Source organism: Mumia zhuanghuii (genome assembly GCF_042681565.1).
Lineage (GTDB): Bacteria > Actinomycetota > Actinomycetes > Propionibacteriales > Nocardioidaceae > Mumia.
On record NZ_JBHUFT010000001.1, the window covers coordinates 315,261 to 338,382 of the forward strand.

General features: G+C 70.3%; 22 protein-coding genes and 2 tRNA genes. 9 read left to right on the forward strand and 15 right to left on the reverse strand.

The genetic code is table 11. The features are described from left to right. Positions 1-5: 5 nt before the first annotated feature. Genes ACFSDF_RS01590 through ACFSDF_RS01615 form a run of 6 tightly spaced genes read right to left on the reverse strand, consistent with a single transcriptional unit; the run spans position 6 to position 6,622 of the window. Positions 6-1,715, reverse strand: a complete 1,710-nt coding sequence (locus ACFSDF_RS01590) for a thiamine pyrophosphate-dependent enzyme (RefSeq protein WP_377155835.1) — start codon at positions 1,713-1,715, stop codon at positions 6-8. Beyond that, the gene (locus ACFSDF_RS01595; RefSeq protein ID WP_377155837.1) at positions 1,712-2,554 is read right to left on the reverse strand and encodes an ABC transporter ATP-binding protein; all 843 of its coding nucleotides are present in this window, start codon (positions 2,552-2,554) and stop codon (positions 1,712-1,714) included. The genes ACFSDF_RS01590 and ACFSDF_RS01595 overlap by 4 nt, the downstream gene beginning before the upstream one ends. Next, positions 2,544-3,317, reverse strand: a complete 774-nt coding sequence (locus ACFSDF_RS01600; protein ID WP_167249505.1) for an ABC transporter permease — start codon at positions 3,315-3,317, stop codon at positions 2,544-2,546. Before ACFSDF_RS01600 ends, ACFSDF_RS01595 begins: the two co-directional genes overlap by 11 nt. Beyond that, complete coding sequence (locus ACFSDF_RS01605; RefSeq protein ID WP_167000928.1) at positions 3,314-4,150, reverse strand: ABC transporter permease; 837 nt, start codon at positions 4,148-4,150, stop codon at positions 3,314-3,316. The genes ACFSDF_RS01600 and ACFSDF_RS01605 overlap by 4 nt, the downstream gene beginning before the upstream one ends. A gap of 5 nt (positions 4,151-4,155) precedes the next feature. After that, complete coding sequence (locus ACFSDF_RS01610) at positions 4,156-5,109, reverse strand: ABC transporter substrate-binding protein (protein ID WP_167000930.1); 954 nt, start codon at positions 5,107-5,109, stop codon at positions 4,156-4,158. 52 nt (positions 5,110-5,161) lie between these two features. Further along, complete coding sequence (locus tag ACFSDF_RS01615) at positions 5,162-6,622, reverse strand: benzaldehyde dehydrogenase (RefSeq protein ID WP_167249503.1); 1,461 nt, start codon at positions 6,620-6,622, stop codon at positions 5,162-5,164. Between the two features lie 163 nt (positions 6,623-6,785). Here ACFSDF_RS01615 and ACFSDF_RS01620 point away from each other — a divergent pair, with 163 nt between their 5' ends. Further along, positions 6,786-7,571, forward strand: coding sequence for an IclR family transcriptional regulator domain-containing protein (locus tag ACFSDF_RS01620; protein WP_208322218.1), 786 nt, complete (start codon positions 6,786-6,788; stop codon positions 7,569-7,571). Positions 7,572-7,664: 93 nt separating this feature from the next. Here the strand turns inward: ACFSDF_RS01620 and ACFSDF_RS01625 are convergent. From ACFSDF_RS01625 to ACFSDF_RS01645, 5 genes are all read right to left on the reverse strand, one after another. Next, positions 7,665-7,754: transfer RNA gene (locus tag ACFSDF_RS01625), tRNA-Ser, on the reverse strand. A gap of 58 nt (positions 7,755-7,812) precedes the next feature. Continuing rightward, a complete protein-coding gene (locus ACFSDF_RS01630) occupies positions 7,813-8,292 on the reverse strand; it encodes a hypothetical protein (protein ID WP_167000934.1) in 480 nt (159 codons plus the stop codon). A gap of 19 nt (positions 8,293-8,311) precedes the next feature. Beyond that, positions 8,312-8,400 (reverse strand) — tRNA-Ser (locus ACFSDF_RS01635). Between the two features lie 102 nt (positions 8,401-8,502). After that, positions 8,503-9,579, reverse strand: a complete 1,077-nt coding sequence (locus ACFSDF_RS01640; RefSeq protein ID WP_167000936.1) for a hypothetical protein — start codon at positions 9,577-9,579, stop codon at positions 8,503-8,505. After that, positions 9,576-10,391 carry a carbon-nitrogen hydrolase family protein gene (locus ACFSDF_RS01645; protein WP_377155842.1) on the reverse strand — a complete coding sequence of 272 codons (816 nt, stop codon included), beginning with the start codon at positions 10,389-10,391 and terminating at the stop codon, positions 9,576-9,578. The genes ACFSDF_RS01640 and ACFSDF_RS01645 overlap by 4 nt, the downstream gene beginning before the upstream one ends. 45 nt (positions 10,392-10,436) lie before the next feature. Here ACFSDF_RS01645 and mobA point away from each other — a divergent pair, with 45 nt between their 5' ends. From mobA to ACFSDF_RS01675, 6 genes are all read left to right on the forward strand, one after another. Continuing rightward, the gene (gene mobA / locus ACFSDF_RS01650; protein WP_377155844.1) at positions 10,437-11,042 is read left to right on the forward strand and encodes a molybdenum cofactor guanylyltransferase; all 606 of its coding nucleotides are present in this window, start codon (positions 10,437-10,439) and stop codon (positions 11,040-11,042) included. After that, positions 11,039-11,299: a DUF6457 domain-containing protein gene (locus tag ACFSDF_RS01655; protein ID WP_167000942.1), complete on the forward strand. Its 261-nt coding sequence runs from the start codon at positions 11,039-11,041 to the stop codon at positions 11,297-11,299. The genes mobA and ACFSDF_RS01655 overlap by 4 nt, the downstream gene beginning before the upstream one ends. 20 nt (positions 11,300-11,319) lie before the next feature. After that, on the forward strand, positions 11,320-12,297 hold the full coding sequence (locus ACFSDF_RS01660; RefSeq protein WP_167249497.1) for an NAD(P)H-quinone oxidoreductase: 978 nt from the start codon (positions 11,320-11,322) through the stop codon (positions 12,295-12,297). Next, positions 12,294-13,133 (forward strand): aldose epimerase family protein, encoded by an 840-nt coding sequence (locus ACFSDF_RS01665; protein ID WP_167000946.1) that lies wholly within the window; start codon positions 12,294-12,296, stop codon positions 13,131-13,133. Before ACFSDF_RS01660 ends, ACFSDF_RS01665 begins: the two co-directional genes overlap by 4 nt. A gap of 59 nt (positions 13,134-13,192) precedes the next feature. After that, positions 13,193-13,753 (forward strand): bacterial proteasome activator family protein, encoded by a 561-nt coding sequence (locus ACFSDF_RS01670; protein WP_377155847.1) that lies wholly within the window; start codon positions 13,193-13,195, stop codon positions 13,751-13,753. Positions 13,754-13,960: 207 nt separating this feature from the next. Continuing rightward, positions 13,961-14,596 (forward strand): WhiB family transcriptional regulator, encoded by a 636-nt coding sequence (locus tag ACFSDF_RS01675; protein WP_167000950.1) that lies wholly within the window; start codon positions 13,961-13,963, stop codon positions 14,594-14,596. A gap of 78 nt (positions 14,597-14,674) precedes the next feature. Here ACFSDF_RS01675 and ACFSDF_RS01680 read toward each other — a convergent pair whose 3' ends face one another. Both ACFSDF_RS01680 and serS read right to left on the reverse strand, forming a co-directional pair. After that, positions 14,675-15,493, reverse strand: a complete 819-nt coding sequence (locus ACFSDF_RS01680; protein ID WP_243842845.1) for an HAD family hydrolase — start codon at positions 15,491-15,493, stop codon at positions 14,675-14,677. Next, positions 15,490-16,764: a serine--tRNA ligase gene (gene serS / locus ACFSDF_RS01685; RefSeq protein WP_377155850.1), complete on the reverse strand. Its 1,275-nt coding sequence runs from the start codon at positions 16,762-16,764 to the stop codon at positions 15,490-15,492. The genes ACFSDF_RS01680 and serS overlap by 4 nt, the downstream gene beginning before the upstream one ends. A gap of 43 nt (positions 16,765-16,807) precedes the next feature. On the opposite strand from serS, the gene ACFSDF_RS01690 reads away from it, so the two are divergent. Continuing rightward, positions 16,808-18,409 (forward strand): bifunctional phosphatase PAP2/diacylglycerol kinase family protein, encoded by a 1,602-nt coding sequence (locus ACFSDF_RS01690; RefSeq protein ID WP_167000954.1) that lies wholly within the window; start codon positions 16,808-16,810, stop codon positions 18,407-18,409. 155 nt (positions 18,410-18,564) lie between these two features. After that, a complete protein-coding gene (locus tag ACFSDF_RS01695) occupies positions 18,565-19,512 on the forward strand; it encodes a DUF6801 domain-containing protein (RefSeq protein ID WP_167249491.1) in 948 nt (315 codons plus the stop codon). A 282-nt stretch (positions 19,513-19,794) separates the two neighbouring features. On the opposite strand, the gene ACFSDF_RS01700 is transcribed toward ACFSDF_RS01695, so the two are convergent. Both ACFSDF_RS01700 and ACFSDF_RS01705 read right to left on the reverse strand, forming a co-directional pair. Beyond that, positions 19,795-22,290, reverse strand: coding sequence for a glycoside hydrolase family 65 protein (locus tag ACFSDF_RS01700; protein WP_167249489.1), 2,496 nt, complete (start codon positions 22,288-22,290; stop codon positions 19,795-19,797). Continuing rightward, positions 22,287-23,015 carry an HAD family hydrolase gene (locus ACFSDF_RS01705; RefSeq protein ID WP_167000957.1) on the reverse strand — a complete coding sequence of 243 codons (729 nt, stop codon included), beginning with the start codon at positions 23,013-23,015 and terminating at the stop codon, positions 22,287-22,289. The genes ACFSDF_RS01700 and ACFSDF_RS01705 overlap by 4 nt, the downstream gene beginning before the upstream one ends. Positions 23,016-23,122 lie beyond the last annotated feature (107 nt).

The following is a 23,122-nucleotide window of genomic DNA, read 5'->3' on the forward strand; positions in this document are numbered from 1 at the left end:
TACGCCTAGGGCGCGAAGTGCGTGTCCTGCGCGACCGCGATCTCGACGACGAGCGGCCCGCCGGGCTGGTCGAGCCGTGAGGCGGCCTCGGCGAGGGTCGCCTCGAGCGCGGCCTTGTCGTCGACCCGGATCACCCGGCAGCCCAAAGCCTCCGCGACGCGGCCGACGGACAGCTCGAGGAACGACGGCCACGGCGGCTTGCCGTCGACGCGTTCGGCGAGCCGGTCCATGACCGCATAGCCGCCGTTCGCCATCACCAGGCACAGCACGCCGATGTCCTCGCGCGCGGCGGTCCACAGCGACTGGATCGCATACATCGCCGACCCGTCGCCGACCACCGTCACGACGGGACGCTCAGGCAGCGCCATCTTGAGCCCGATCGAGGCGGGCATCGCGAAGCCGAGCCCGCCCATCGCCGCCGACACGAACCCGAGCGGCTCGCGTGCGGGGACCATCGCCTGCAGCAGCGGTCGCGACGACGGTGACTCCTCGACGAGGACGGTGTCGCGGGGCAGCACGGCGGCGAGGGTACGGAAGACGTCGGCGGCGGTGAGAGGCGTGGTCTCGACAGGCTCGACCGACGGGATGGTCTCGACAGGCTCGACCGACGAGATGGTCTCGACCGACGGAATGGTCTCGACAGGCGAGGTGGGCTCGAGCGCCTCCATCGCCGCGAGCACCGGGTGCGCCAGCAGCGACGCGATCGCGACCGCCGGCGGTGCGACGACCGCGAGGTCAGCGGGTGAGCGGTACGCCTCCTGCGCATCCGCGGTCACGACCGCGACCCTGGTGCCCTCGGGCACGAGCCGACCTGGGGCGTACGGGTACTGGCGGATCGCCGCCGCCCCCACCACGAGCAGCAGGCCCACGCCGTCGAGCGCCTCCCGGACGCGCGGCCGGTCCGCCGGGAGGTGCCCGGCGAACAGCGGGTGGTCCTGAGGAAACCCTGCGCGTGCCCCGAACGGCTCCTGCCACACCCGTGCGCCGAGCCGTTCGGCGAGCGCGGTGAGCGTGCGCCACCCGTCGACGTCGTCGTTGCCGGAGCCGGCCAGGATCGCCGTCCGCCCACTGCTCGCGACCAGCGCCGCGAGCGCGTCGACGTCCACCGAGGCCGGGCGTGGCGCCTGCACCTCGCGCGGCGAGGACACGTCGGTCGCGTCGTACGGGGCCTCCCAGTCGTCCATCGGGACGATGACGACGACCGGCCCCTGGTCCGTACGGGCGCGGTGCGCGGCGCGTTCGACCGCCGACGGCACGTCCTGCGCCCGTACGGGCGAGAGCACGTCGAGCGGGTAGTCGCCGGCGAGCCCTTCGAGCCGTCCCGCGAGGAACGGCTCGAGCGCGAGGTGGCGCCGATCCTGCTGGCCGACCACGATCACCATCGGTGCACGGTTGACCCGCGCCGTGGCGATCGCGCCGACCGCGTTGCCGAGGCCGGCTGTCGTGTGGAGCAGCACGAACGCGGGCTCGCGCCGCGCGATCGCCCACCCCGAGGCGATGCCGACGACTGAGCCCTCGTGCAGCGAGAGCACGAAGTCGAGGTCGTCGGGCAGGTCGACGAGGAACGCGACCTCGGTCGAGCCCGGGTTGGAGAAGATCGTCGTCATGTCCTGACGGCGCATCACCTCGTATGTGGCGTCGCGGACGGTGGTCTCGACAGGCTCGACCGGCGGGGTGGGCTCGACCGGCGGGGTGCGGGGCGGGTGCGGACTCACTCAGCGGCTCCCTTGCCCCGTTTCGCCCTCTGGATCTGCTCGTACACATGCGCCCGCAGCTCGGTGAATCGCGGCATCGACCGCGTTGTGAGCTGGTCGCGTTCGGCCGGCAGGTCGATCGTGAGGTCCTCCTGCACGACTGTCGGCGAGTTGGACAGGATCAGCACCCGCTCGCCGAGATAGACAGACTCGTCGATGTCGTGGGTGATGAACAGGACCGTGACACCGAGCTCCTTCCACACCGTGCGGATGAGGTCCTCGAGATCGGCGCGGGTCTGCGCGTCGACGGCCGCGAATGGCTCGTCCATGAGGAGCACCTCGGGCTCGTACGCGACGGCGCGCGCGATCGCGACGCGCTGCTGCATGCCGCCCGACAGCTGCCACGGGTATGAGCCGGCGGCGTGGTCGAGACCGACGGCGTGCAGCGCCTTCTCGACCGCGGCCTTGCGCTCGACCTTGCCCATGCCCGCATTCTTGAGCGGCAGCTCGACGTTCTGGCGCACCGTCATCCATGCGAACAGGCTGCGCCCGTACTCCTGGAAGACGACCGCCATCTTCTTCGGCGGGCTGGTGACCCGGGTGCCGTCGAGCTCGACGGTGCCCGCGGTCGGCTCGAGCAGCCCGGCGATGCACCGCAGGAGCGTGGTCTTGCCGCACCCGGACGGGCCGACGAGGCAGACCAGCTCACCCTGGCGCAGGTCGAACGTGAGGTCGCGGACGGCCTCGACGTCACCGTTGTCGGACGAGTAGATCTTCTGCAGCCCTCGGACCGAAAGAGTCACCGGCGCATCGGTGCCCTTGAGGGCGCCGGATGCGACGGGGGCGCTGTTACCGACCATGCTGCACCTCCTTCTGGCCGTAGTACCAATGCAGGATCTTGCGTTCGCAGAGCTGGAAGACGACCGACACCGCGACGCCGATGAGGCCGAGCAGCACGATGCCGCTCCACATCTCGGGGATCGCGAACGACCGCTGGAACAGGACGATCGTGAACCCCAGGCCGGACGACGACGCGAACATCTCCGAGATCACCATGAGGATCAGGCCGATCGCGAGTGACTGGCGTACGCCGGCCGCGATCTGCGGAGCGGCGCTCGGCAGGACCACCGTCCGCAGCCGGGTCCAACCCTTCAGCCCGTATGTCCGGGCGGTGTCGAGGAGGACCGTGTCGACGGAGCGCACGCCCTCGATCGTGTTGAGGAGCACCGGCCAGACCGCGCCGATGACGATGACCGTGATCTTCATCCGGTCGTTGACACCGACGATCAGGATGAGGATCGGCACGAGGACCGGCGGTGGGATCGCGCGGAAGAACTCGAGCAGCGGCTCGAGCAGGCTCCGTACACGGCGCGCCGAGCCGATCCACACGCCGGCCGCGATGCCGAGGACGATCGCGAGCGCGGTACCGATCGCGAAGCGCGCGACGCTCGGGAGGATGTCGGTACGGAACCGCTCCCCGATCCAGGTGTCGACGAACGTCGTGGCGAGCTCGCCCGGCTTCGGGACGTAGAAGTTCGTGGTGTCGCGTGAGAGGAACCACCACAGGGCGATCAGGAGGACCGGGAGGCCGAGGGCGTACGCGGCCTTCTTCACGAAGGTCATGCGACCGCCTCCCTGCGGACCGAGACGTGCCAGTGCAGCGTCCGCTTCTCGATCGCGCGGACGAGCAGGTTGATGCCGACTCCGATGAGGCCGGTCGTGACCACCAGTGCGTACAGCTCCGGCACGGCGCCGCCGCTCTGGGCGAGCGCGATCTGCGTGCCGACTCCGCCGCCGCCGATCACCAGCTCGCCGGTGATCGTGAGGATGAGGGCGACCGCGGCGCCGAGGCGCACGCCGGTCATGACGTACGGCAACGCCGACGGCCACACGAGGTAGCGCACCCGGGCGATCCAGCCGAGGCCGTAGCTGCGGGCGGTGTCGTCCGCGACGGGGTCGACGTCGCCGACCCCGTACAGGACCTGGATGAGCACCTGCCAGAACGCCGCGTACACGACGAGCAGCAGCGTCGACTGCATCGAGGTGCCGTAGAGCAGGACGGCCAGCGGGATCAGCGCGACCGAGGGGATCGGTCGCAAGAACTCGATGGTCGTGTGGGTGGCCTTGCGCAGGAAGCGGCTGCCGCCGATGACCAGACCGAGGGCGATCGCGGCGACGCCCGAGACGGCCAGGCCCACTGCCCAGGTGCGAAGCGTCCAGCCGACCGCCTCCCAGAACGCGGCCGTGGTGGCGATTGATGCGAGCTCGGACAACACGGTGCTCGCCGCAGGGAGGTACTCGGGCTCCACGATCCCGGCACGGACGACGAGCTCCCACAGCAGCAGGAAACCGACGATGCCGAGGAACCCGAGCACACCCGACGGGACCGCGGTCCCCCGGCGGCGGGAACGACCCGGGGGTGAAGCCGTTCCTGCCGCCGGAGGTGCGGAGCTCATCGAGGTCATGGCAGGAGTGCGTCCAGGTCGGGTTCCTTCTCGAGCGTGCCGTACTTGACCGCGGCAGCGCCGAGGAGCTCCATCGACTCACGGTCGAACTCCGAGCGGAAGACTGGGAGGACCATCTTGCCGCGGGTGGCCTCGTCGATCTTGGTGTACGTCCCGACGATGTCGCGGACTTCCTGCTCGTTGTCGCCGGCGTAGTCGAGCGATTTGTTCATCGCGCGCGTGAAGCGCTCGACGAGGTCCTCGTTCTCCTTGATGTACTGCGTTGTCGTGAAGTAGCCCGCGATGTCGAGCTGCGGCGACATGTCGAGGTAGTTGTAGGTGACCACCCGCGCGCCGTCGGCCAGTGCGGCGGACATGAACGGCTCGAGGACCCAGATCGCGTCGACCTGCTTCTTGGCCAGCGCAGCTGGGGCGTCGGGGAACGCGACCTCGACGAACTTCACGTTCTCGGGATCACCGCCGTCCTGCTCGATCGCGTGGCGGACCGTCGTGTCGCCGATGTTCTTGAGGTTGTTGACCGACACCGTCTTGCCGACGAGGTCCTTCGGCGTCTGGATCGTGGAGTCCTCGGGCACGAGCACAGCGCCAAAGTCGGGCTCCTTGCCGGCCGACGAGGTGCCGTTGGCGACGAACTCGAGCGGGAGCCCCTGGTCCGCGCCCACCATGAGCGACACGACGTTGCCGAAGGCGAAGTCGAAGTCGCCGCTGACCACGCCCGGCACCGCGGCGGCGCCACCGGTGGTCGTGGTGATCTCGAGGTCGATGCCCTCTTCCTCGAAGAAGCCCTTCTCCTTGCCGAGCCAGATCGGGGCGGTGTCGACGATGGGGATCACGCCGACCTTGATCTTGGTGTCTCCGTCGGCGCTCGTGTCGTCGGAGTCACCGCCTCCGCAGGCGGCGACGAGGGTCAGGGCCGCCGCGGCGAGGACGGTGGTGGCTATGCGACGCATGGTTCTCCTTGGGGCTGTACGGGGGCTGGCCCGCGGACCAGTAGGGGGCTGATCAGAAGGGGTAGGTGGGTGGCTCGTTGCGGACCGTGACCCAGCGGGTCTCGGTGAACGCCTCGATGTTGGCGTCGGCCCCGCCGTGCCGAGATCCGGTGCCGGACGCCTTGACGCCCCCGAACGGCGCGTTGGCCTCGTCGTTGACCGTCTGGTCGTTCACGTGGACGATCCCGGTCGGGATCTTGGCGGCGACCTCGAGACCCGCGGCGGCGTTGCTGGTGACGACGCCGAGCGAGAGCCCGTACGGACCAGCCGACGCGAGCTTGATCGCCTCGTCGACGGACGAGAACTTCACGACGGACGCGACCGGTCCGAAGACCTCCTCCGCGTACGCCGGCGCGTCGACAGGCGAGTCAGCGAGGACCGTCGGGCGGTAGAAGAGATCCTCGTACTCGCCGCCGGTGACCAGGCGGGCTCCGGCCTCGATGCTTGCGGTGACCAGGGCGTGAATCTTGTCGCGCTGGCCCTCGTCGATGATCGGGCCGAGGGCGACCTGGTCGGTGGCGGGGTTGCCGACAGGGAGGTGCGAGGCCTTCTCGGCGAGCTTGGCGACGAAGTCGTCGTACAGGCTCTCGTGGACGAGGTGGCGCCCCACAGTCATGCAGATCTGACCCTGGTGGAAGAACGCACCCCACGCGGCGAGGTTGACGGCCTTGTCGACGTCGGCGTCCTCGAGGACGACAAGGGCGGAGTTGCCGCCGAGCTCGAGGTGTGCGCGCTTGAGGTGCTTGCCGGCGGCCTCGCCGACCTTGCGGCCGGCGGCGGTCGAGCCGGTGAACGCGATGACCGCGATGTCCTCGTCGGTGGTCAGTGCCTCGCCGACGTCCGCGCCGCCGGGGAGCATCTGCAGGACGCCTGCCGGGAGACCCGCCTCCTCGAAGATGCGCGCGAGCACGACGCCGCCGGTCACCGCCGTACGCGGGTCCGGCTTGAGGATCACCGCGTTGCCGAGCGCGAGCGCGGGGGCCACGGCGCGGATGCCGAGGATAATCGGCACGTTGAAGGGCGAGATCACCGCGACGACGCCGGCGGGCACGCGCTGCGTGAACGACAGGCGCGACTCCTCGGTGGCGAGGACCTGGCCGGTCGGGTGCGACGGCAGCGCGGCGGCTTCGTAACACTCCGCGGCGCCGACGCTGAGGGCGAAGCCCGCCATGCCTGGGATCGCGCCGACCTCGCGGATGTTCCACTGCTGGATGGTCTCCGCGTGCTGTGCCCACAGGTCGCCCGCGCGGCGCAGGACGGCGGCGCGCTCGCTGTTCGGGCGGGCCGCCCACTCGCGCTGAGCAGCGATGGCGTGCTCGGCGGCCAGCCGGACGTCGGCCGCTCCGGCCCGGCCGACACGGCCGAGCTCGTCGCCGGTGGCCGGCTCGATGACCGGGTAGGTCTGCCCGTCCGACGGCTCGATCCACTCGCCTCCGAGGAAGATCTTGCCGGTCCAGATGGCTGGGTCGAGCATGGGCGACTGCCTCCTTGATCGTGGTAGCGTTCACGAGCGTTCGCATAGTGAACGTCTGTGCAATATCCGAACATACCGTGACGCCTGTCACAGGGCAACGGTGGATGCGGCTCTCTTCACGCCGTCCCCCCGGGGGGACGCTGATCACGGATAAGGTGCGAGCGTGGCGATCACTGACGAGGGGCGGCCGGTGGCGTCCGTCCAGTCGCTCCAACGAGGACTTGCGGTCATCCGCGCTTTCGATGCCGACCATGCGCGCATGACGCTGTCGGAGGTGGCGAAGCAGACCGGCCTCACGAGGGCGACGGCGCGACGCTTCCTGCACACCCTCGTCGACCTCGGCTACACCGACACCGACGGCCGCGAGTTCTGGCTGCGCCCGCGCGTGCTGGAGCTCGGGTATGCCTACCTGTCGAGCATCTCCCTGCCCGAGATCGCGACCCCGCACCTCAAGCGGCTGACCGACGAGGTCAACGAGTCGTCGTCGGTCTCGATGCTCGACGGCTCCGAGATCGTGTACGTCGCGCGTGTCCCCACCCGCCGCCTCATGACGGTCGCGATCAGCGTCGGCACCCGCTTTCCCGCGTACGCGACGTCGATGGGGCGGGTGCTCCTCGCAGGGCTCGACCGGGATGAGCGTGCGCGCGTGCTCGACACCGGCGATCTCGTCGCGCTCACGCCGAGCACGATCACCTCGCGCCCCGCGCTCGACGAGGTGCTCGACGAGGTTGCGGCGCAGGGATGGGCGCTCGTCGACCAGGAGCTCGAGGTCGGCCTGCGCTCGATCGCCGCACCGATCCGCGACGCCGGCGGCGCAGTGATCGCGGCAGCGAACATCTCGATGAGCGCCACCCAGGGCACCGTCGCCGAGGCGCAGGAGCGCCTGCTGCCGCCGCTGCTCGAGACCGCCTCGCAGATCGGTCGCGACCTCCGCGTCACCGGCGCCTGAGCAGCGGCGACGCTGACGACCGGCTCGACTCGGCTGGCGCGCGCGGCTCGAGAACGAGCGAAGCCGCGACCGAAGTCCGGTCGCGGCTTCGTCTGGCGGAGGTGGCGGGATTTGAACCCGCGAGAGGTTTCAACCTCAACCCGCTTAGCAGGCGGGCGCACTAGGCCACTATGCGACACCTCCAGGCGTGCCGCTCAAGGCTACAAGGTCGTACGGGGACCGATCCAATCGGGGCCGTGGCTCACGATGTGGGCGGCAACGGGCGGTAGCCGTGGGAGGCGTTCAGACGCTCGCGGATCTCGCGCTGGAGGTCGAGCCCGCGGATGCCGAACAGCATCATCGGCAGCCGCGTCGTACGCCCCTGCTCGAGGCCGATGACGAGGTCCGTGCCGCCTGCAGGGCTCGGCATGTCGTCGACGCGCTCGACCTGCGCCCAGGAACCCGCACGCACCCCGGCACCACGGACGCGGTGGACGCGATATCCGGTCTCCGTGAGCGTGATCAGGCGCGGAGGCCAGCGCAGGGCCGCGGCCGACGCGACCACCAGGAGCGCCACGAGCACAGCCGCGACGACTCCCCAGACGGCGGTCGAGCCGCCGATCGTGAGCAGGACCGCGGCGATCACGGCCCCGACGGCGGCGACCATCATGCGCAGGCCGAACAGCCGCAGCGCGAGGACGAGCGTCAGGCGGTACGTCGTGGGTTGCATCGTGTCACTCATCTGTCCGTCGATCATGGAGCAGAGGGGGCGGGATTCGAACCCGCGGCTGACACTTCTGCCAGCGACCGCTTTCAAGGCGGTTCCGATCGGCCACTCCGGCACCCCTCCTCGGGCGTCGTGCGCGCACCACACCCGGTGTCGATTGTCGCACCAGCGTCGTACGGGCTCGCCGACCACCCACCGACCCGGACGACAGGGCAGCTGCTCGGGCTACTTGAGGGCGGTGAAGCGCGCGGGCTCGGCGCGGACGAACGCGTCGCCGTCCTCACGGCGTGCGGCACGACGGCCAGAGCGCGACGTGGAGCCCGGGTCGAGCTTGCGGATGAGGAGCCCGAGCCCGAGCCCGAGGATCGCCGAGTAGAACGTCGACAGCGCCACGTACGTGACGTCGGCGTTCGGTGACGCGAGTCCGGTGGCCATCACGGCGGTGCCGACGACGCCGAACGCGCACATCCACCAGCCCTGCCGGCGGTTGGAACGCGTGCTGATCCCCCAGACGAGGGCGGGGAACCCGATCAGCACCTCGGTGGGCCGAGGGACGCCGCCGATGGTGTCGCGCAGCCAGTCCGCCGTGTCGTCGATCGCGCTCACCAGCTCGGGCGAGCCGTACGAGCGGACGATCGTGCTGTAGACGAGGAGCACCGCGAGCACGCCGGCCCCGCCCGCGATCAGCGTGACGCCGCGCCGGCCGAGCCCGTGCAGACCGGCCCCGAGGCTCCAGACGATGCCGAAGATCGTCGCGACCGCCGCCACCAGCACGAGGATGTAATAGCGCTGCTGGACCAGCGGGGCGTTCCAGGCGGCGACGGCGACGGCCGCGCTGGTCGCCATGACGAGCGCGATCGCATACTCGCGGAGGACGCCCGACAGAGTCTCGGCCGGTCTCGTGATGAGGACGGCGAGCACCGCGCCGAACGTCGCGGTCACCACCGAGGCGCCGGCCATGGCCCACGACCACTCGGTGAGCAGGGCGATGCCGCTCAAGGCGGCGACGAGGATCGACCACAGCGTGCTGCGGCCGCCGCTGCGCCGGGCGACGCCGGCGGTGAAGACGACGGCGAGCACCGCTGCGCCGTACCGGGCATACCGGTCGGGGAAGCCGACCGCCACCACGGACGTGATCGCGACCGCGAAGCCCGCCAGCCAGGCGAGGAACAGACCGCTGACCCCGGCCGCACGCAGCGCCTTCATGCTGAAGCGAGGCTCGCGGATCGGCGGGATGTAGCTCAAGGTGTCGCTCGCGCGCCTGTGCGGCGCGGCGCGGCGGCCTCCGGACGTGTTGCTCACGGCGCCACCACCTCGTGCGTCACGCCGATCCGGCGGTTGGCCAGCGACGGGTTGGTCGTACGGGCGCGCTCGAGGCGCTCGGCCGACAGCGTCGCGCGGACGATCGCGGGCTCCTCGCCGGCCGAGGCGACCACGACGCCGAGCGGGTCGACGACCATGCTGTGCCCGACGTACTTGCCGCACTGGTCCGCGGCGACGACGTCGACGGTGTTCTCGATGGCTCGAGCGCGCAGCAGCGTCGACCAGTGGTCCTCCTTGAGCGGCCCGCGGACCCAGGCCGCCGGGACGCACAGGACGTCGGCACCCGCGTCGACGAGCATCCGCGCCATCTCGGGGAAGCGCAGGTCGTAGCAGGTCATCAGCCCGACGCGCCGCCCTGCGACCTCGAAGACGGCCGGGGCGATCTGGCCCGGGGCAAGGCGCTCGGACTCGGCATAGCCGAAGGAGTCGTACAGGTGGATCTTGCGGTACGTGGTCACGAGCGTGCCGTCGGGCGCGAAGGCGAGAAGCACGTTGTAAGGGAGATCGGCTGCGCCCGCGGCGTCGTGGTGGCTCTCGAACCCGCCGGCCACGACGTGGGCGCCGAGGCGCGCGGCGTGTCCTGCCAGCTGTGCGGCGAAGGCGCCGTCGAGCGGCTCGGCGGCCCCGCGGAGGTCGTCGTCAGAGGTGCCGAAGTCACGCATCGTCGCCTCGGGGAGCACGACGAGGTCGAGTCCGTCGCGCGGACCGAGAGTGCCGAGGACGTCGTCGACCAACGCTCGGTTCGTGTCGGCGTCGGTCGTCGCGCTCAGCTGGACGAGGGCGACCTGCATACGTCCATCTTTGCAGGGCCGTCCACGCTGCGGCAGGGTGAGGCCGTGCCCGTCTCACCGATCGTGCAGCCCGGAGTCCCGCCGTACGACGTGATCGTCGTGGCCGGAGGGTCGTCCCGCCGGTTCGGTTCGGACAAGCTCGCGGCCCGTGTCGGCGGGGAGTCCCTGCTCGACCGCGTGCTCGGGGCTGCCTCCGGTGGCCGGCATGTGCGGGTGGTGGGGCCGCGGCGTCCGACCGTACGTCCCGTGGCGTGGACGCGTGAGGAGCCTGCGGGTGCCGGCCCCGCTGCCGCCGTCGTCGCCGGGATCGCCGCGATCGAGGGCGATTCCGCGGATGCTGCCCCGTACGCCGTCCTCCTGGCGGCCGACCTGCCGTACGTGACCCAGGAGACGGTCGACCGCCTGGTCACGGCGGTCGACGAGTCCCCCACGAGCGACGGCGCGCTGCTCGTCGACCCGGACGGGCGCGCCCAATATCTTTGCAGCGCGTGGCGACGCGACGCTCTCAGGACGGCCGCGACACGCCTGGCGGACTGGGACGGCGTGGCCGTACGGGCGCTCCTGGAGCCCTTGCACGTACGGCAGCTGCCCACGCGGGGGCGCGAGGGCCATGACGTGGACCGGCCGGAGGACCTACCGTCGGACGCATGAGCACTTCGACCGGACCTGAGCGCTCGCTCGACGACTGGGGTGACGTCGTCTGCGCGGCCCTCGGCATCGAGCCCGACTACGACCTCCACGCCCTCCTCGACACCGCGCGCGAGGTCGCCCACGCGGTGGAACGGCCGGCGGCCCCGCTGACCGCGTTCCTCGTCGGCTTCGCGGCCGCACAGGCCGGTGGGAGCGCCGAGGACCTCGACCAGGCCCTCGACCGCGTGACCGCGCTGGCCCAGGAGTGGACCACCTGACCCGACGGTACGGTGTGGCCATGCGTGCCGTGGTGGTGAAGGAGCCCGGAGGGCCCGAGGCGTTGACCGTGGTCGACCTCCCCGATCCGGTCGCCGGACCGGGTGAGGTCGTGATCGACGTGGTGGCCGCAGGGGTCAACCGCGCCGACGTCCTGCAGCGGCAGGGGCACTACCCGCCGCCGCCAGGCGCGAGCGACGTGCTGGGCCTCGAGTGCTCCGGCCTGATCGCCTCGGTCGGCGCCGACGTCACCCGCTGGAAGGTCGGTGACCCCGTCGTCGCGCTGCTGGCCGGCGGCGGGTACGCGGAGAAGGTCGCCGTCCCCCAGGAGCAGGTGGCCCCGCTGCCCGAGGGCATGGACCAGGTAGCGGCCGGCGGGCTGATGGAGGTTGCGGCCACGGTGTGGTCCAACGTGTTCATGACCGCCGACCTCCAGCCGGGCGAGCGCCTGCTCGTGCACGGCGGGGCATCGGGGATCGGCACGATGGCGATCCAGATGGGCAAGGCCTTCGGGGCGTGGGTCGCCGTGACCGCAGGGTCCGAGGCCAAGCTCGAGGCGTGCCGTGAGCTCGGCGCCGACGTCGCGATGAACTACCGCGAGATCGACTTCGTCGAGGGGTTGCGCGCCGCCACTGAGGGGCACGGTGCCGACGTCATCCTCGACAACATGGGCGCGGCCTACCTCCCGCGCAACGTCGCGGCCCTCGCCCACGACGGGCGGCTCGTCGTGATCGGGCTGCAGGGCGGGGTGAAGGGCGAGCTGAACCTCGGTGCCCTCCTCGCCAAGCGCGGCTCGGTGGCCGCCATCAGCCTGCGCGGCCGGCCGCCGGTCCAGAAGGGCGAGATCGTGTCCGACCTGGCGGCGAGCACGTGGTCGATGTTCGCCGACCAGACGCTCAACCCGGTGATCCACGCGACCTTCCCGCTGGAGGACGTCGCCGAGGCACACCGGGTCCTCGACGCGTCGAGCAACGTCGGCAAGGTCGTGCTCACGCTGTGATCACGCTCGCGCACGGGGCGTGGTCGGCGACGGTCAACCCGTACGGGGGCGGGCTCGCGTCGTTGGTGCACGACGGTGAGGACGTGGTGGTCCCGCAGGACGGTCAGGGCAGCCACCCCGCGTACCGCGGTGCCGTGCTCGCCCCGTGGCCCAACCGCCTCGAGGACGGCACGTACGAGTTCGACGGCGTGACGTACGAGGTGGCGCTCAACGAGACCGAGGAGCACACGGCGCTGCACGGGCTCGTCCACGACGTGGAGTGGGAGATAGTGGAGCAGATGTCGGCGTCCGTCGGCCTGCAGGCCGACGTGCCCCGCGTTGCCGGATATCCGTTCTCCATCCGGCTCGACCTGGCCTACATGGTGTCCGATGCAGGGCTCGCCGCGTCGCTCGTCGCCACGAACACCGGAGAGGGCGACGCCCCGTACGGCAGCGGTTTTCACCCGTACCTCGTCGCCGATCCGGTCGCGCAGACCCCGCTCGCGCTCGACGCGGCCTGCTTCGTCGAGACGTCGGCGGACCGGCGCCTCCCGACGGGGACGGCCGGCGTGGCAGGAACCCCGTACGACTTCCGCGAGTCGCGACCGATCGGTACGACCACGCTCGACACCGCGTACGGGCACCTCGGGGCGCCGGTCGTGCGGGTGGGCAGGACCGTGGTCGGGCTGGGAGCCGGGGTCCGTTGGCTGCAGGCGTATACGCCGCCCGACCGCCGTTCCGTCGCCGTCGAGCCGTGCTCGTGCCCCGCCAACGCGTTCCGGTCGGGGGTGGACCTGGTCGTGCTCGCTCCTGGGGAGCAGCACACCCTCGCGTTCACGCTCTCGCGCGCGGCTTAGCCAGCGCGGAATGCCGTCGCCGATCCTCGGCATCGCCGTTGCCTGACTACAGTGGATGGATGGCAGGCGAACCGTTCGACCACACCGGCAGCGAGCACCACCAGGTCATCGGGCCCGACGGGCAACCCGTCGCGGAGCCAGCGGCCGAGGACGAAGCCCAGGGACGCTCAGTCACCGAGCTCGTCGAGCAGCCCGCGAAGGTGATGCGGATCGGGAGCATGATCCGTCTGCTCCTCGAGGAGGTGAAGTCCGCCCCGCTCGACGAGGCCAGCCGCGCGCGTCTGCGTGACATCCACCAGACCTCCATCAAGGAGCTCGAGGACGGGCTCGCCCCCGAGCTGGTCGAAGAGCTCGAGCGCCTCAGCCTGCCGTTCAACGAGACGACGCCGTCGGACGACGAGCTCCGGATCGCCCAAGCACAGCTCGTCGGCTGGCTCGAAGGACTGTTCCACGGCATCCAGACGGCGATCTACGCCCAGCAGATGGCGTCGCAGGCGCAGCTGCAGCAGATGCGTCGTGCGCTCCCGGGGGCTCAGGGAGTCCCGGTCCAGGGCCGCCCCGGCGTGCCCGGACAGGTGGCCGAGGACGGTCCGCAGCAGCGGCCGGGCATGTACCTCTGAGCTGACGACCCCGGGCCACGGTCACGGATCCGTAACAGAACTTGTGCGGGTGACCTTTATTGGCGCTACGGTGTGAGACGTGTGACCGGTACTCGCCTGGCGTTGAGTAGACATTTGCGTCCGTCTGAGTACGTTCGCCCTGATATGTCTCTTGACACCGATGTTTGACTTTCTGCATCTCGAAGTCCACAAGGAGATGCAGTCGCCATGCACATCGTCTCGGACCGCCGCCAGGTCGACGCCCACACGGACGTCGTCCCCGCCTGCGCCCAGATGCCCGACGTTTACGACACCCTCAGCGAACCACTCGAAGACCTGTCCCGCTCCGGTGAGAGCTGGGACGCGTGGTTGGCTGCTCACGCCCAAGCACGCGAAGCATGTGCCGCGTGCCCGCTTCTCACCCAGTGCCTCTATCGCGCCGTCGTGGACGGCGAGGTCGCGGGCTACGCCGCCTGCACCTCACCCGAGGATCGCGCCGAGATGCGCTCCCGCCTCGGGATCAGGCTGACGCCGCCCGACATCGACCGGATCGCCGGCGTCCGTACGGCAGGCTCGCCGGTCGACCACGAGTCGATCCTTGCGGCGCGACGCCTCTACCCCCGTGACACGTTCGCTCAGCTCGCCGAGCGGCTCGGGTGCTCGCTGTCCACCGTCAAGCGCCACCTGCGCGAGGCGTCGACGCAACCGCGTCCGGTCGCCCCGGCGCGCACTCGGACGACACGGCCGACGGTCGACGAGGTCCTGGACGTCTTCGACGAGGTGGTCTCGGCCAGCATGTCGGGCAGGGGCTCGACGAGCACGGTCGCCGACACCGTCCAGCCGCCCTGTTCCCTCAGCGCGTGATCCCTGAGTCCGGCCACGCACGGGGGTGGCCGGCCCAGGGAGAGCCCGACGGGCGCCATTGGGCGTCGTCGGGCCAGGTCAGAGGTACTTCTCGAGCTCTCGTACGACGCCGTCGTTCTCGACGGTCTCGGTGACGTCGTCGGCAACGGCCTGGACGTGCAGTGGAGCGTGGCCCATCGCGACCCCGCGTCCGGCCCACTCGAGCATCTCGACGTCGTTGGAGCCGTCGCCGATCGCGAGCACCTCCGCGCGGTCGACACCGAGCTCGGCGCACACGTGCTCGAGCCCGGCCGCCTTGGAGACTCCCTCGGGTGCGAGGTCGAGCCAGGCGGTGTAGCCGACGTAGTAGTTGGTGCCTTCGAGCCCGAGCGAGTGTGCCAACTCGGCGAACTCCTCGGCCGAGGCATTCGGGCTGCGGACGATCACGCGGCTCACGGGCTCGGCGATGAGGTCCTCGACCGGCTCGTGCGCCATGGTGCCGCTCAGCTCACCGTCGGGGAACGCCTTGTTCATGCGGTAGCCGACGCCGACGTTCTCGACCGCCACCGCAGCGTCCGGCACCGCCTCGAGCAGCGCCCGTACAGCGGGGCCGGCGTCGAAAGTGACCGTGTGCAGGAGCGTGATCGGGTCGTACGAGAAGACCACGGAGCCGTTGCTCGCCACTGCGAGACCCTCGTCGAAGCCGAGCTTGGCGACCGCGTCCATGACGCCCGGCACGGCGCGTCCGGTGGAGATCACACAGTGCATCCCCGCGTCGGCTGCGGCGCGGACCGTCTCGCGGACGGCGTCGGTCATCACGTTGTCGTAGTCGACGATCGTGCCGTCGATGTCGAGGGCGATCATGCGGGGCCGCCAGGTCCTGGCGGCGTCGTCGGTGGAGTGTGAGGTCAACGTCAAGACAGCGGCTCCAAGATCTCTCGGCCTGCGAGATAGGGCTGCAGCGCCTTGGGGACCCGGACGGACCCGTCGGCCTGCTGGTGGTTCTCGAGGAGGGCGATGATCGTCCGGGTCGACGCCATCAACGTGCCGTTGAGCGTGGCGAGCGGGGTGATCTGCTCGCCGTCGCGCATGCGGATGGCGAGGCGGCGCGCCTGGAAGCTCGTGCAGTTGGAGGTGGAGGTCAGCTCGCGGTACTTGCCCTGGGTGGGGATCCACGCCTCGCAGTCGAACTTGCGGATGGCCGACAGGCCGAGGTCGCCGGCCGCGACGTCGATGACGCGGTACGGGAGCTCGAGCGCGTCGAGCCAGTCCTGCTCGTGCCGGAGCAGCTCCTCGTGCACGGCGTACGAGTCCTCGGGCTTCGCGTAGACGAACATCTCCACCTTGTCGAACCAGTGCACCCGGAAGATGCCCCGGGTGTCCTTGCCGTACGAGCCTGCCTCACGGCGGTAGCAGGGGCTGAACCCCGCGTAACGGAGCGGCAACGTCTGGGCGTCGAGGATCTCGTCGGAGTGGTAGGCCGCGAGCGGCACCTCGGACGTCCCGACGAGATAGAGATCGTCCTTCTCGAGGTGGTAGACGTCGTCGGCGGCCTGGCCGAGGAACCCGGTGCCCTCCATCGCCGACGGCTTGACCAGCGCGGGCGGGATCATCGGGGTGAAGCCCCAGGCGCTCGCGCGGTCCATCGCCATCTGCACCAGCGCGAGCTCGAGCTGGGCGCCGATGCCGGTGAGGAAGTAGAAGCGTGCGCCGCTGACCTTGGCGCCGCGCTCGATGTCGAACGCGCCCAGGCGCTTGCCGATCTCGAGGTGGTCGAGCGGCTCGAACCCCTCGGCGGCGAAGTCGCGCGGCTCGCCGACGATCTCGCGGACCACGAAGTCGTCCTCGCCACCCGCGGGTGCCTCGGGAGCGGCCAAGTTGGGCAGCGTCGCGAAAAGCGTGTCGAACGTCGCGCTTGCGGCGTCGGCGGCTGCGTTGGCCTCCTTGACCTGTGCGGCGAGCTCCTTCGTACGGGCCAGCAGGGCGGCCTTCTCGTCGCCGGTGGCCTTGGCGACCTGCTTGCCGAGTTGCTTCTGCTCCGCCCGCAGCGCCTCGTACCGGCCGATCGACGAGCGGCGTGCCTCGTCGGCGGCGATCAGCTCGTCGACGACAGCCTCGGACTCACCGCGGCGGCCCTGGGCTGCACGGATCTCGTCAGGGTCGTCACGCAGCGTACGAACATCGATCATTCCCCCAGCCTATCGGCGTGGCTGACACGACTACCCTGATCGGGTGCCGATCGACCTTCGCCGCGCCCGGCCGGCGCGCCCTGCCCTCCTGCCGACGACGTGCGGCGTCCTTTTCGCCGTCTTCGTCGCGCTCGCCGCTGCGGTGTGGTGGGAGTGGGCGCCGCTGATCGACCTCGACCAGCGGGTCGCTGACGCCGCGCACGAGGCGGTGGTGGGCAGCGCGACACTCACGGACGTTCTCCTGTGGGTCGCTGACTGGCTCGGGCCGTGGGCGCTGCGCATCGTCCTGCTGATCGTCGCCGTGTATGCGCTGGCGCGGCGGTCCTACCGGATCGCGGTGTGGATCGGGCTGTCGATCGCCGTCCAGTACGCCGCGGTCTATGGGCTGAAGCGGCTGATCGAGCGCCCCCGGCCGACGTTCGACGACCCGATCCAGGTGCTGGACACCTTCTCCTTCCCCAGCGGGCACGCGACGGCGGGCGCCACCTTCTCGACGATCATGGTCATCGTCACGCTGCTGGTCGTACGCCGAGGCGGGCTGCGCTCGCTGTTGAGCGTGCTGTGGATCGCCTGCGGGGTGCTCGTCGGGCTCGACCGCATCTTCCTCGGCGTCCACTACCTGTCCGACGTCGTCGCCGGATGGGCGCTGGGGACGGCGATCGCACTGTTCCTCTGGTGGCTGTTCACCCGTACGGCGTACGCCGTGGAGGAGCCCACCCACCCTGCCGTCGCGGGTACGGGGCGCCGGCAGGTCGGCGTCGTGCTCAACCCGGTCAAGGTCGGCGACCCGGAGGCCTTCCGTACGAAGGTGCGCGACGCTGCGGCCCGGCACGGCTGGGCGGAGCCGCGGTTCTTCGAGACCACCGTCGAGGATCCGGGGGCGTCGCAGGCCGTCGAGGCGCTCGAGGGTGAGGCCGACCTGATCATCGTGGCCGGCGGCGACGGCACCGTACGCGAGGCGTGCGGCGAGCTCGCCCGTACGGGCATCGGGGTCGGCGTGATCCCGCTCGGCACCGGCAACCTGCTCGCACGCAACCTCTCGCTGCCGCTGCACACCGGCGACGCGATCGACAACGCGTTCGTCGGCCAGGACCGAGCGATCGACATCGTGCGGCTGTCGATCGACGGCTCGGAGGATTCGACGACGTTCCTCGTCATGGCGGGGCTCGGCTTCGACGCGGCCATCATGACGGGCACCAACGAGGACCTCAAGAAGCGCGTCGGCTGGCTCGCGTACGTGGTCTCGGGGGTCAAGCAGCTGTTCCGGTTCCCCAGGACGCGGGTGCAGATCTCGATCGACGACGGGCCGTTCGTACGCCGCCGCGCGCTGACCGTGGTCGTGGGCAACGTGGGGTTCCTGCAGGGCGGCCTGCCGCTGCTGCCGGACGCGCAGATCGACGACGGTGAGATCGACGTCGTGGCGATCGCGCCGCCGCACAAGTTTGCGTTCCTGTCGGTGGGGCTGCGGTTGTTCGCCCGTCGCAAGCGCACCGACGAGCGGCTCGACCGGATGACCGGCCGTACGGTGACGCTGCGGACGGACCGACCGACCCCGATGCAGCTCGACGGGGACCCGATCGGCGACCACACCGAGCTCCGCGCGACCGTCGAGCCCGGCGTTCTGCTGGTCCGCGTGCCCCGCTGAGGACGTGGCTGGGCATGCGACCGCGCGTGCCGTACGGACAAATGTCACGGTTAGGTAACGGAAGTCATTCGCGTGTTCCCTTCGTGGTAACCGGGTGTTGAACTCTCTTTCGCATGTGGTGCAGATCGCACCGTTCCTTCGGAGGGAGACCGATCATGCTTCAGTCGAAGCCTGCCCGTACGGGCAAGCGTCGTACGCGATTCGCAGCGGCCGCGACAAGCACTGCACTGGTCGCGGGAGTCGGAGGCCTGGTGCTCGCCGGTGCACCGGCAGCCAACGCCGCCAACGTGAACCTCGACAAGCGCTTCAACTACACCTGCAAGGTCGATGCCGGCGCGCTTCCGCTCGGCAACCACGTCCTGGGTGTGCGTGCGCAGGTCCAGGTCCCGAGTGTCGTCAACCGCAACCAGACGCTGCCCACCCGCAAGACGACCATCACGCTGACGCTCCCCGAGACGCTGCGTGAGGCGACGTACGACATCCTTCGCGGGCGCACGGCCGGCGGCGAGTCCAAGGACGCCAAGGTCAGCCTCTCGGCGCCCGGCTCGTCGACGCTGACGGTCGGCATCGCGAACCTGAGGGCTGCGCAGGCCGCTGTTCCCGCAACGGCTGGCGCCCCGTGGAACATCGCGACCGTGGGCGACGTGCCCGCGATCAAGGTCCCGGCAACTGCCCACACTCGGGCCTCGTTCAGCATGCCCGCCGCCTTCAGCATCGCCGCGACCGTCATCAACGTGGACGATGTCCGCATCGGCGTCACGCTGGCGTGCAAGACGGCAGGTAGCCGCGTCATCGGCTCGGTCGCGATCAACAAGAACGCCTCGAAGGTCGCCGCGAAGGTCTCGCCCAAGAAGATCAAGGCCAAGAAGACCAAGGCCAAGATCGCCGTCACCGTCTCGGCCGGTTCGCCGAAGGCGTCCGGCAAGGTCACCGCCAAGATCGGCAAGAAGACCGTCGGCAAGGGCACCGTCAAGAACGGCAAGGCGACGATCAAGCTCAAGAAGTTCAAGAAGAAGGGCACCTACAAGATCAAGGTGACCTACGGCGGGTCGGCGTACGCCAAGGGCTCGACGAAGACGATCAAGGTGAAGGTCAGGAAGTAACGACCCGCACCATCTCGCGAGCACGTCATCGGCGATAGCGCCGTACGGATCCTCCGAGGGGACGAGTGCCCCGGCCCGCCCACGGGTCGGGGCACTCGCTCGTTTCGGGGTCGGGGACCGTTCCGCCAGGCCATTCATTGGGGTACCCGACCGAGGCCCGACCTACCCCAACCGGCCCAGTAGGGGCGGCGTCGGTTCGTTGGGGTACCCCAACGAACCGAGAGAGCGGAGGGCCCGGGCACTCGCTCGAACCGAGGCGCCTCCGAGGTCGTGCAGCGCGCCCTAGGGGTGCGGGACGGTGGCGGTGATGATGGAGCCGTCGGCGCGGCGTACGCCCTCGAGCGGGCCGGGGCCGGGTGTTCCGGCGAGGACGGGGCCCTGGTCCTCCAGCGGCACCACGACGGGCTCCGCGGCGGTGACGTGCACGATCTTGCCCCGTACGGAGAACTTCGCGCCCGGCCCCTCCTCGACGGTGAGCTCGACGGCATCGGCCGTGACGCGCACGCGGATCCGGCTCTTCTTGATCGTCAGCCGATAGACCAGCTCGTCCCAGCTCACAGGCAGCCGTGGATCGATCGAGAACTCGCCGTTGTAGTCGCGGAATCCGCCGAACCCGTTGGCTAGCGTGCCCCACACGCCGCCGGTGGACGCGACGTGGACGCCGTCGGAGGCGTTGCCGTGCAGGTCCGCGAGGTCGACGTAGAGCGCCTCGGTGAAATAGCGCACTGCCATGTCCGAGTAGCCGACCTCGGCCGCGATCAACGCCTGCACGACCGCCGACAGCGTGGAGTCGCCGGTCGTGATCGGGTCGTAGTACTCGAAGTCGCTGCGCTTCTGCTCGGTCGTGAACTGGTCGCCCTGCAGATAGAGCGCGAGCACCACGTCGGCCTGCTTGAGCACCTGGAACCGATAGATCACCAGCGGGTGGTAGTGCAGCAGCAGCGGCCGCTTGTCCGCCGGCGTGTGCGCGAGGTCCCACACCTCGCGCTCGAGGAAGTGCGAGTCCTGCGGGTGGATGCCGAGGTGCTCGTCGTACGGGATCGCCATCGCCTCGGCGGCCCGCTCCCACTCCTCGACCTCGTCGCTGTCGAGGTGCAGCCGCGCGACCATCCGCCCGTACGCCTGCGGCCACGCGCGCTCGAGCTCGCGCACCGCCCGCGCGGCCCGGCGCAGGTTGAAGCGCGCCATGACGTTCGTGAACAAGTTGTCGTTGACGACCGTCGTGTACTCGTCGGGTCCGGTCACGCCGTGGATGTGGAACGAGCCGCGTCCCTCGCTGCGCCAGAAGCCGAGATCGGTCCACAGGCGCGCGGTCTCCACAAGGATGTCGACAGCCTCGCGCATGAGGAAGTCGGTGTCGCCGGTCGCGTCGACGTAGCGGCTCAGGGCGTACGAGATGTCGGCGTCGATGTGGTACTGCGCGGTGCCTGCGGCGTAGTACGCCGACGCCTCCTCGCCGTTGATCGTGCGCCATGGGAAGAGCGCGCCGCGGTTCGAGAGGTCGCGGGCGCGGCGCCGCGCGGCGGGCAGCATGTTGTAGCGGAACCGCAGCGCGGACCGGGCGAGCTGGGGATAGACGTACGTGAGGAACGGGAGCACGTAGATCTCGGTGTCCCAGAAGTAGTGGCCGCCGTACCCGGAGCCGGTGACGCCCTTCGCGGGGATGCCGGCCCCCTCGGCGCGGGCGGAGGCCTGCGCGACCTGGAACAGGTTCCAGCGCATCGCTTGCTGCAGCGCGGGCTGGCCGCCGATGGTGACGTCGGCCTTCGCCCAGTAGTCGGCGAGCCACGCCTTCTGGTCGTCGAACTGCCGACGGAGCCCTTCGGCCTCGACCCGGTCGAGCGTGCGGCGGCACCGGTCGAGGAGCTCGCGGGCGGGGACGCCGCGCGAGGTGTGGTACGAGGCGACCTTGGTGAGGCGTACGGTGTGGCCGGGCTGCGCGTCGATCTGGTAGACGACCTTGGCCATGTCGTCGTCGACCTGCATCTGGCGCTGCACCGGGTCGACGGTCTCGATGGAGTGGTCGGCCCCGACACCGAGCGTCATGCCGGACTCGGCGGCCTTGTAGCCGAGCATCACCCGCCCGGTCTCCTCGTCGGCGTGCTGGAGCTGCGGCAGCAGCACGCGCCGGCCGAACCGCTCGGCCTTGCGCGGGTCGGCGCCTTCGCCCATCGCGGCGGAGCGGACGTGGTACTCGTCCTCGCCATCTTGGCGGTTGAGGATCTGCGACGACAGCGTGATCGGCGCGGCGGCGTCGAGCAGCGTGACCTCGAACGTCATCACCGCCAGGTGGCGCTGCGTGAACGACACCATGCGCTGCGCCTTGATGCGGACACGCTTGCCGGCGGGCGTGCGCCAGACGATCTCGCGGCACAGCACCCCCGTACGGAGGTCGAGGGTGCGCTCGTACTCGATGAGGTCGGCGACCGGCAGCAGCAACGGCTCGTCGTCGACGTAGAGCCGGATGACCTTCGCGTCCGGCGCGTTGACGATCGTCTGCCCGACCCGGGCGAACCCGAACGCCTCCTCGGCGTGGTTGATCTTCCACGTCTCGTGGAACCCGTTGACGAACGTGCCGTGGCTGTGGGACTCGCGCCCCTCCTCGACGTTGCCGCGCAGGCCGAGATAGCCGTTGCCGAGGGCGAACAGCGTCTCCGTGCGACCGAGGTCGTCGGCGCTGAAGAACCGCTCCGAGAGGCGCCACTCGTCGATCGGCCAGCGGTGACGGTCGAGGTAGTCGGAGACGGGGCGCGGGGTGTCGCGCGGGACGGGGGTCATGCGAGCTCCCCTAGGTCGGAGACGACGATGTCCGCGCCGTTGTCGAGCAGCACCTGGTGGCCTGCGCCGCGGTCGACGCCGATCACGAGGGCGAAGTCGCCCGCGGCGCCCGCCTGGACGCCGGAGACCGCGTCCTCGACGACGACCGAGTGCGCGTCGTCCGTGCCGAGCTCCTTGGCGGCGAACGCGTACGTGTCCGGGGCGGGCTTGCCCGGCAGCCCGTGCGCCCGCGCGACGGCGCCGTCGATGACTACCGAGAAGCGGTCGGCCAGGCCCGCGGCTGCCAGTACGGCGGGCGCGTTGACCGAGCTCGAGACGACGGCGAGGCCGATCGGGAGGGTCGCGAGGTGGTCGAGGAGGGCTACGGAGCCCGGGTACGCGGCGACGCCGTTCGCGGCGAGCTCGCGCTCGAACTCGGCGTTCTTGCGGTTGCCGAGGCCGCAGACCGTCTCAGCCGTCGGCGGGTCGCTGGGATCGCCCTCGGGCAGCGTGGCGCCACGGGAGGCGAGCATCGTGCGGACACCGTCGTAGCGGGGCTTGCCGTCGACGTACGCGAAGTAGTCGGCGTCGGTGTATGCGGGAGTGATGTGGTGCTCGTCGAGATACGAGGTGAACAGCGCGGCCCAGGCACGCATGTGGACCTCGGCAGTCGGTGTCAGCACGCCGTCGAGATCGAACAGCACGGCGTCGTAGTCGGCCCAGCGGACCAGCGGGGATCTGCTCACTCTTCGAGGGTATGGCGTCGAGGTTGCGGTCGCGTCACGTGTGTCCAGGCGCGGCGGCGTCGGCGTTTATTCGAGGAAGTTCTCAAATCTTATTCACGTGACGTATC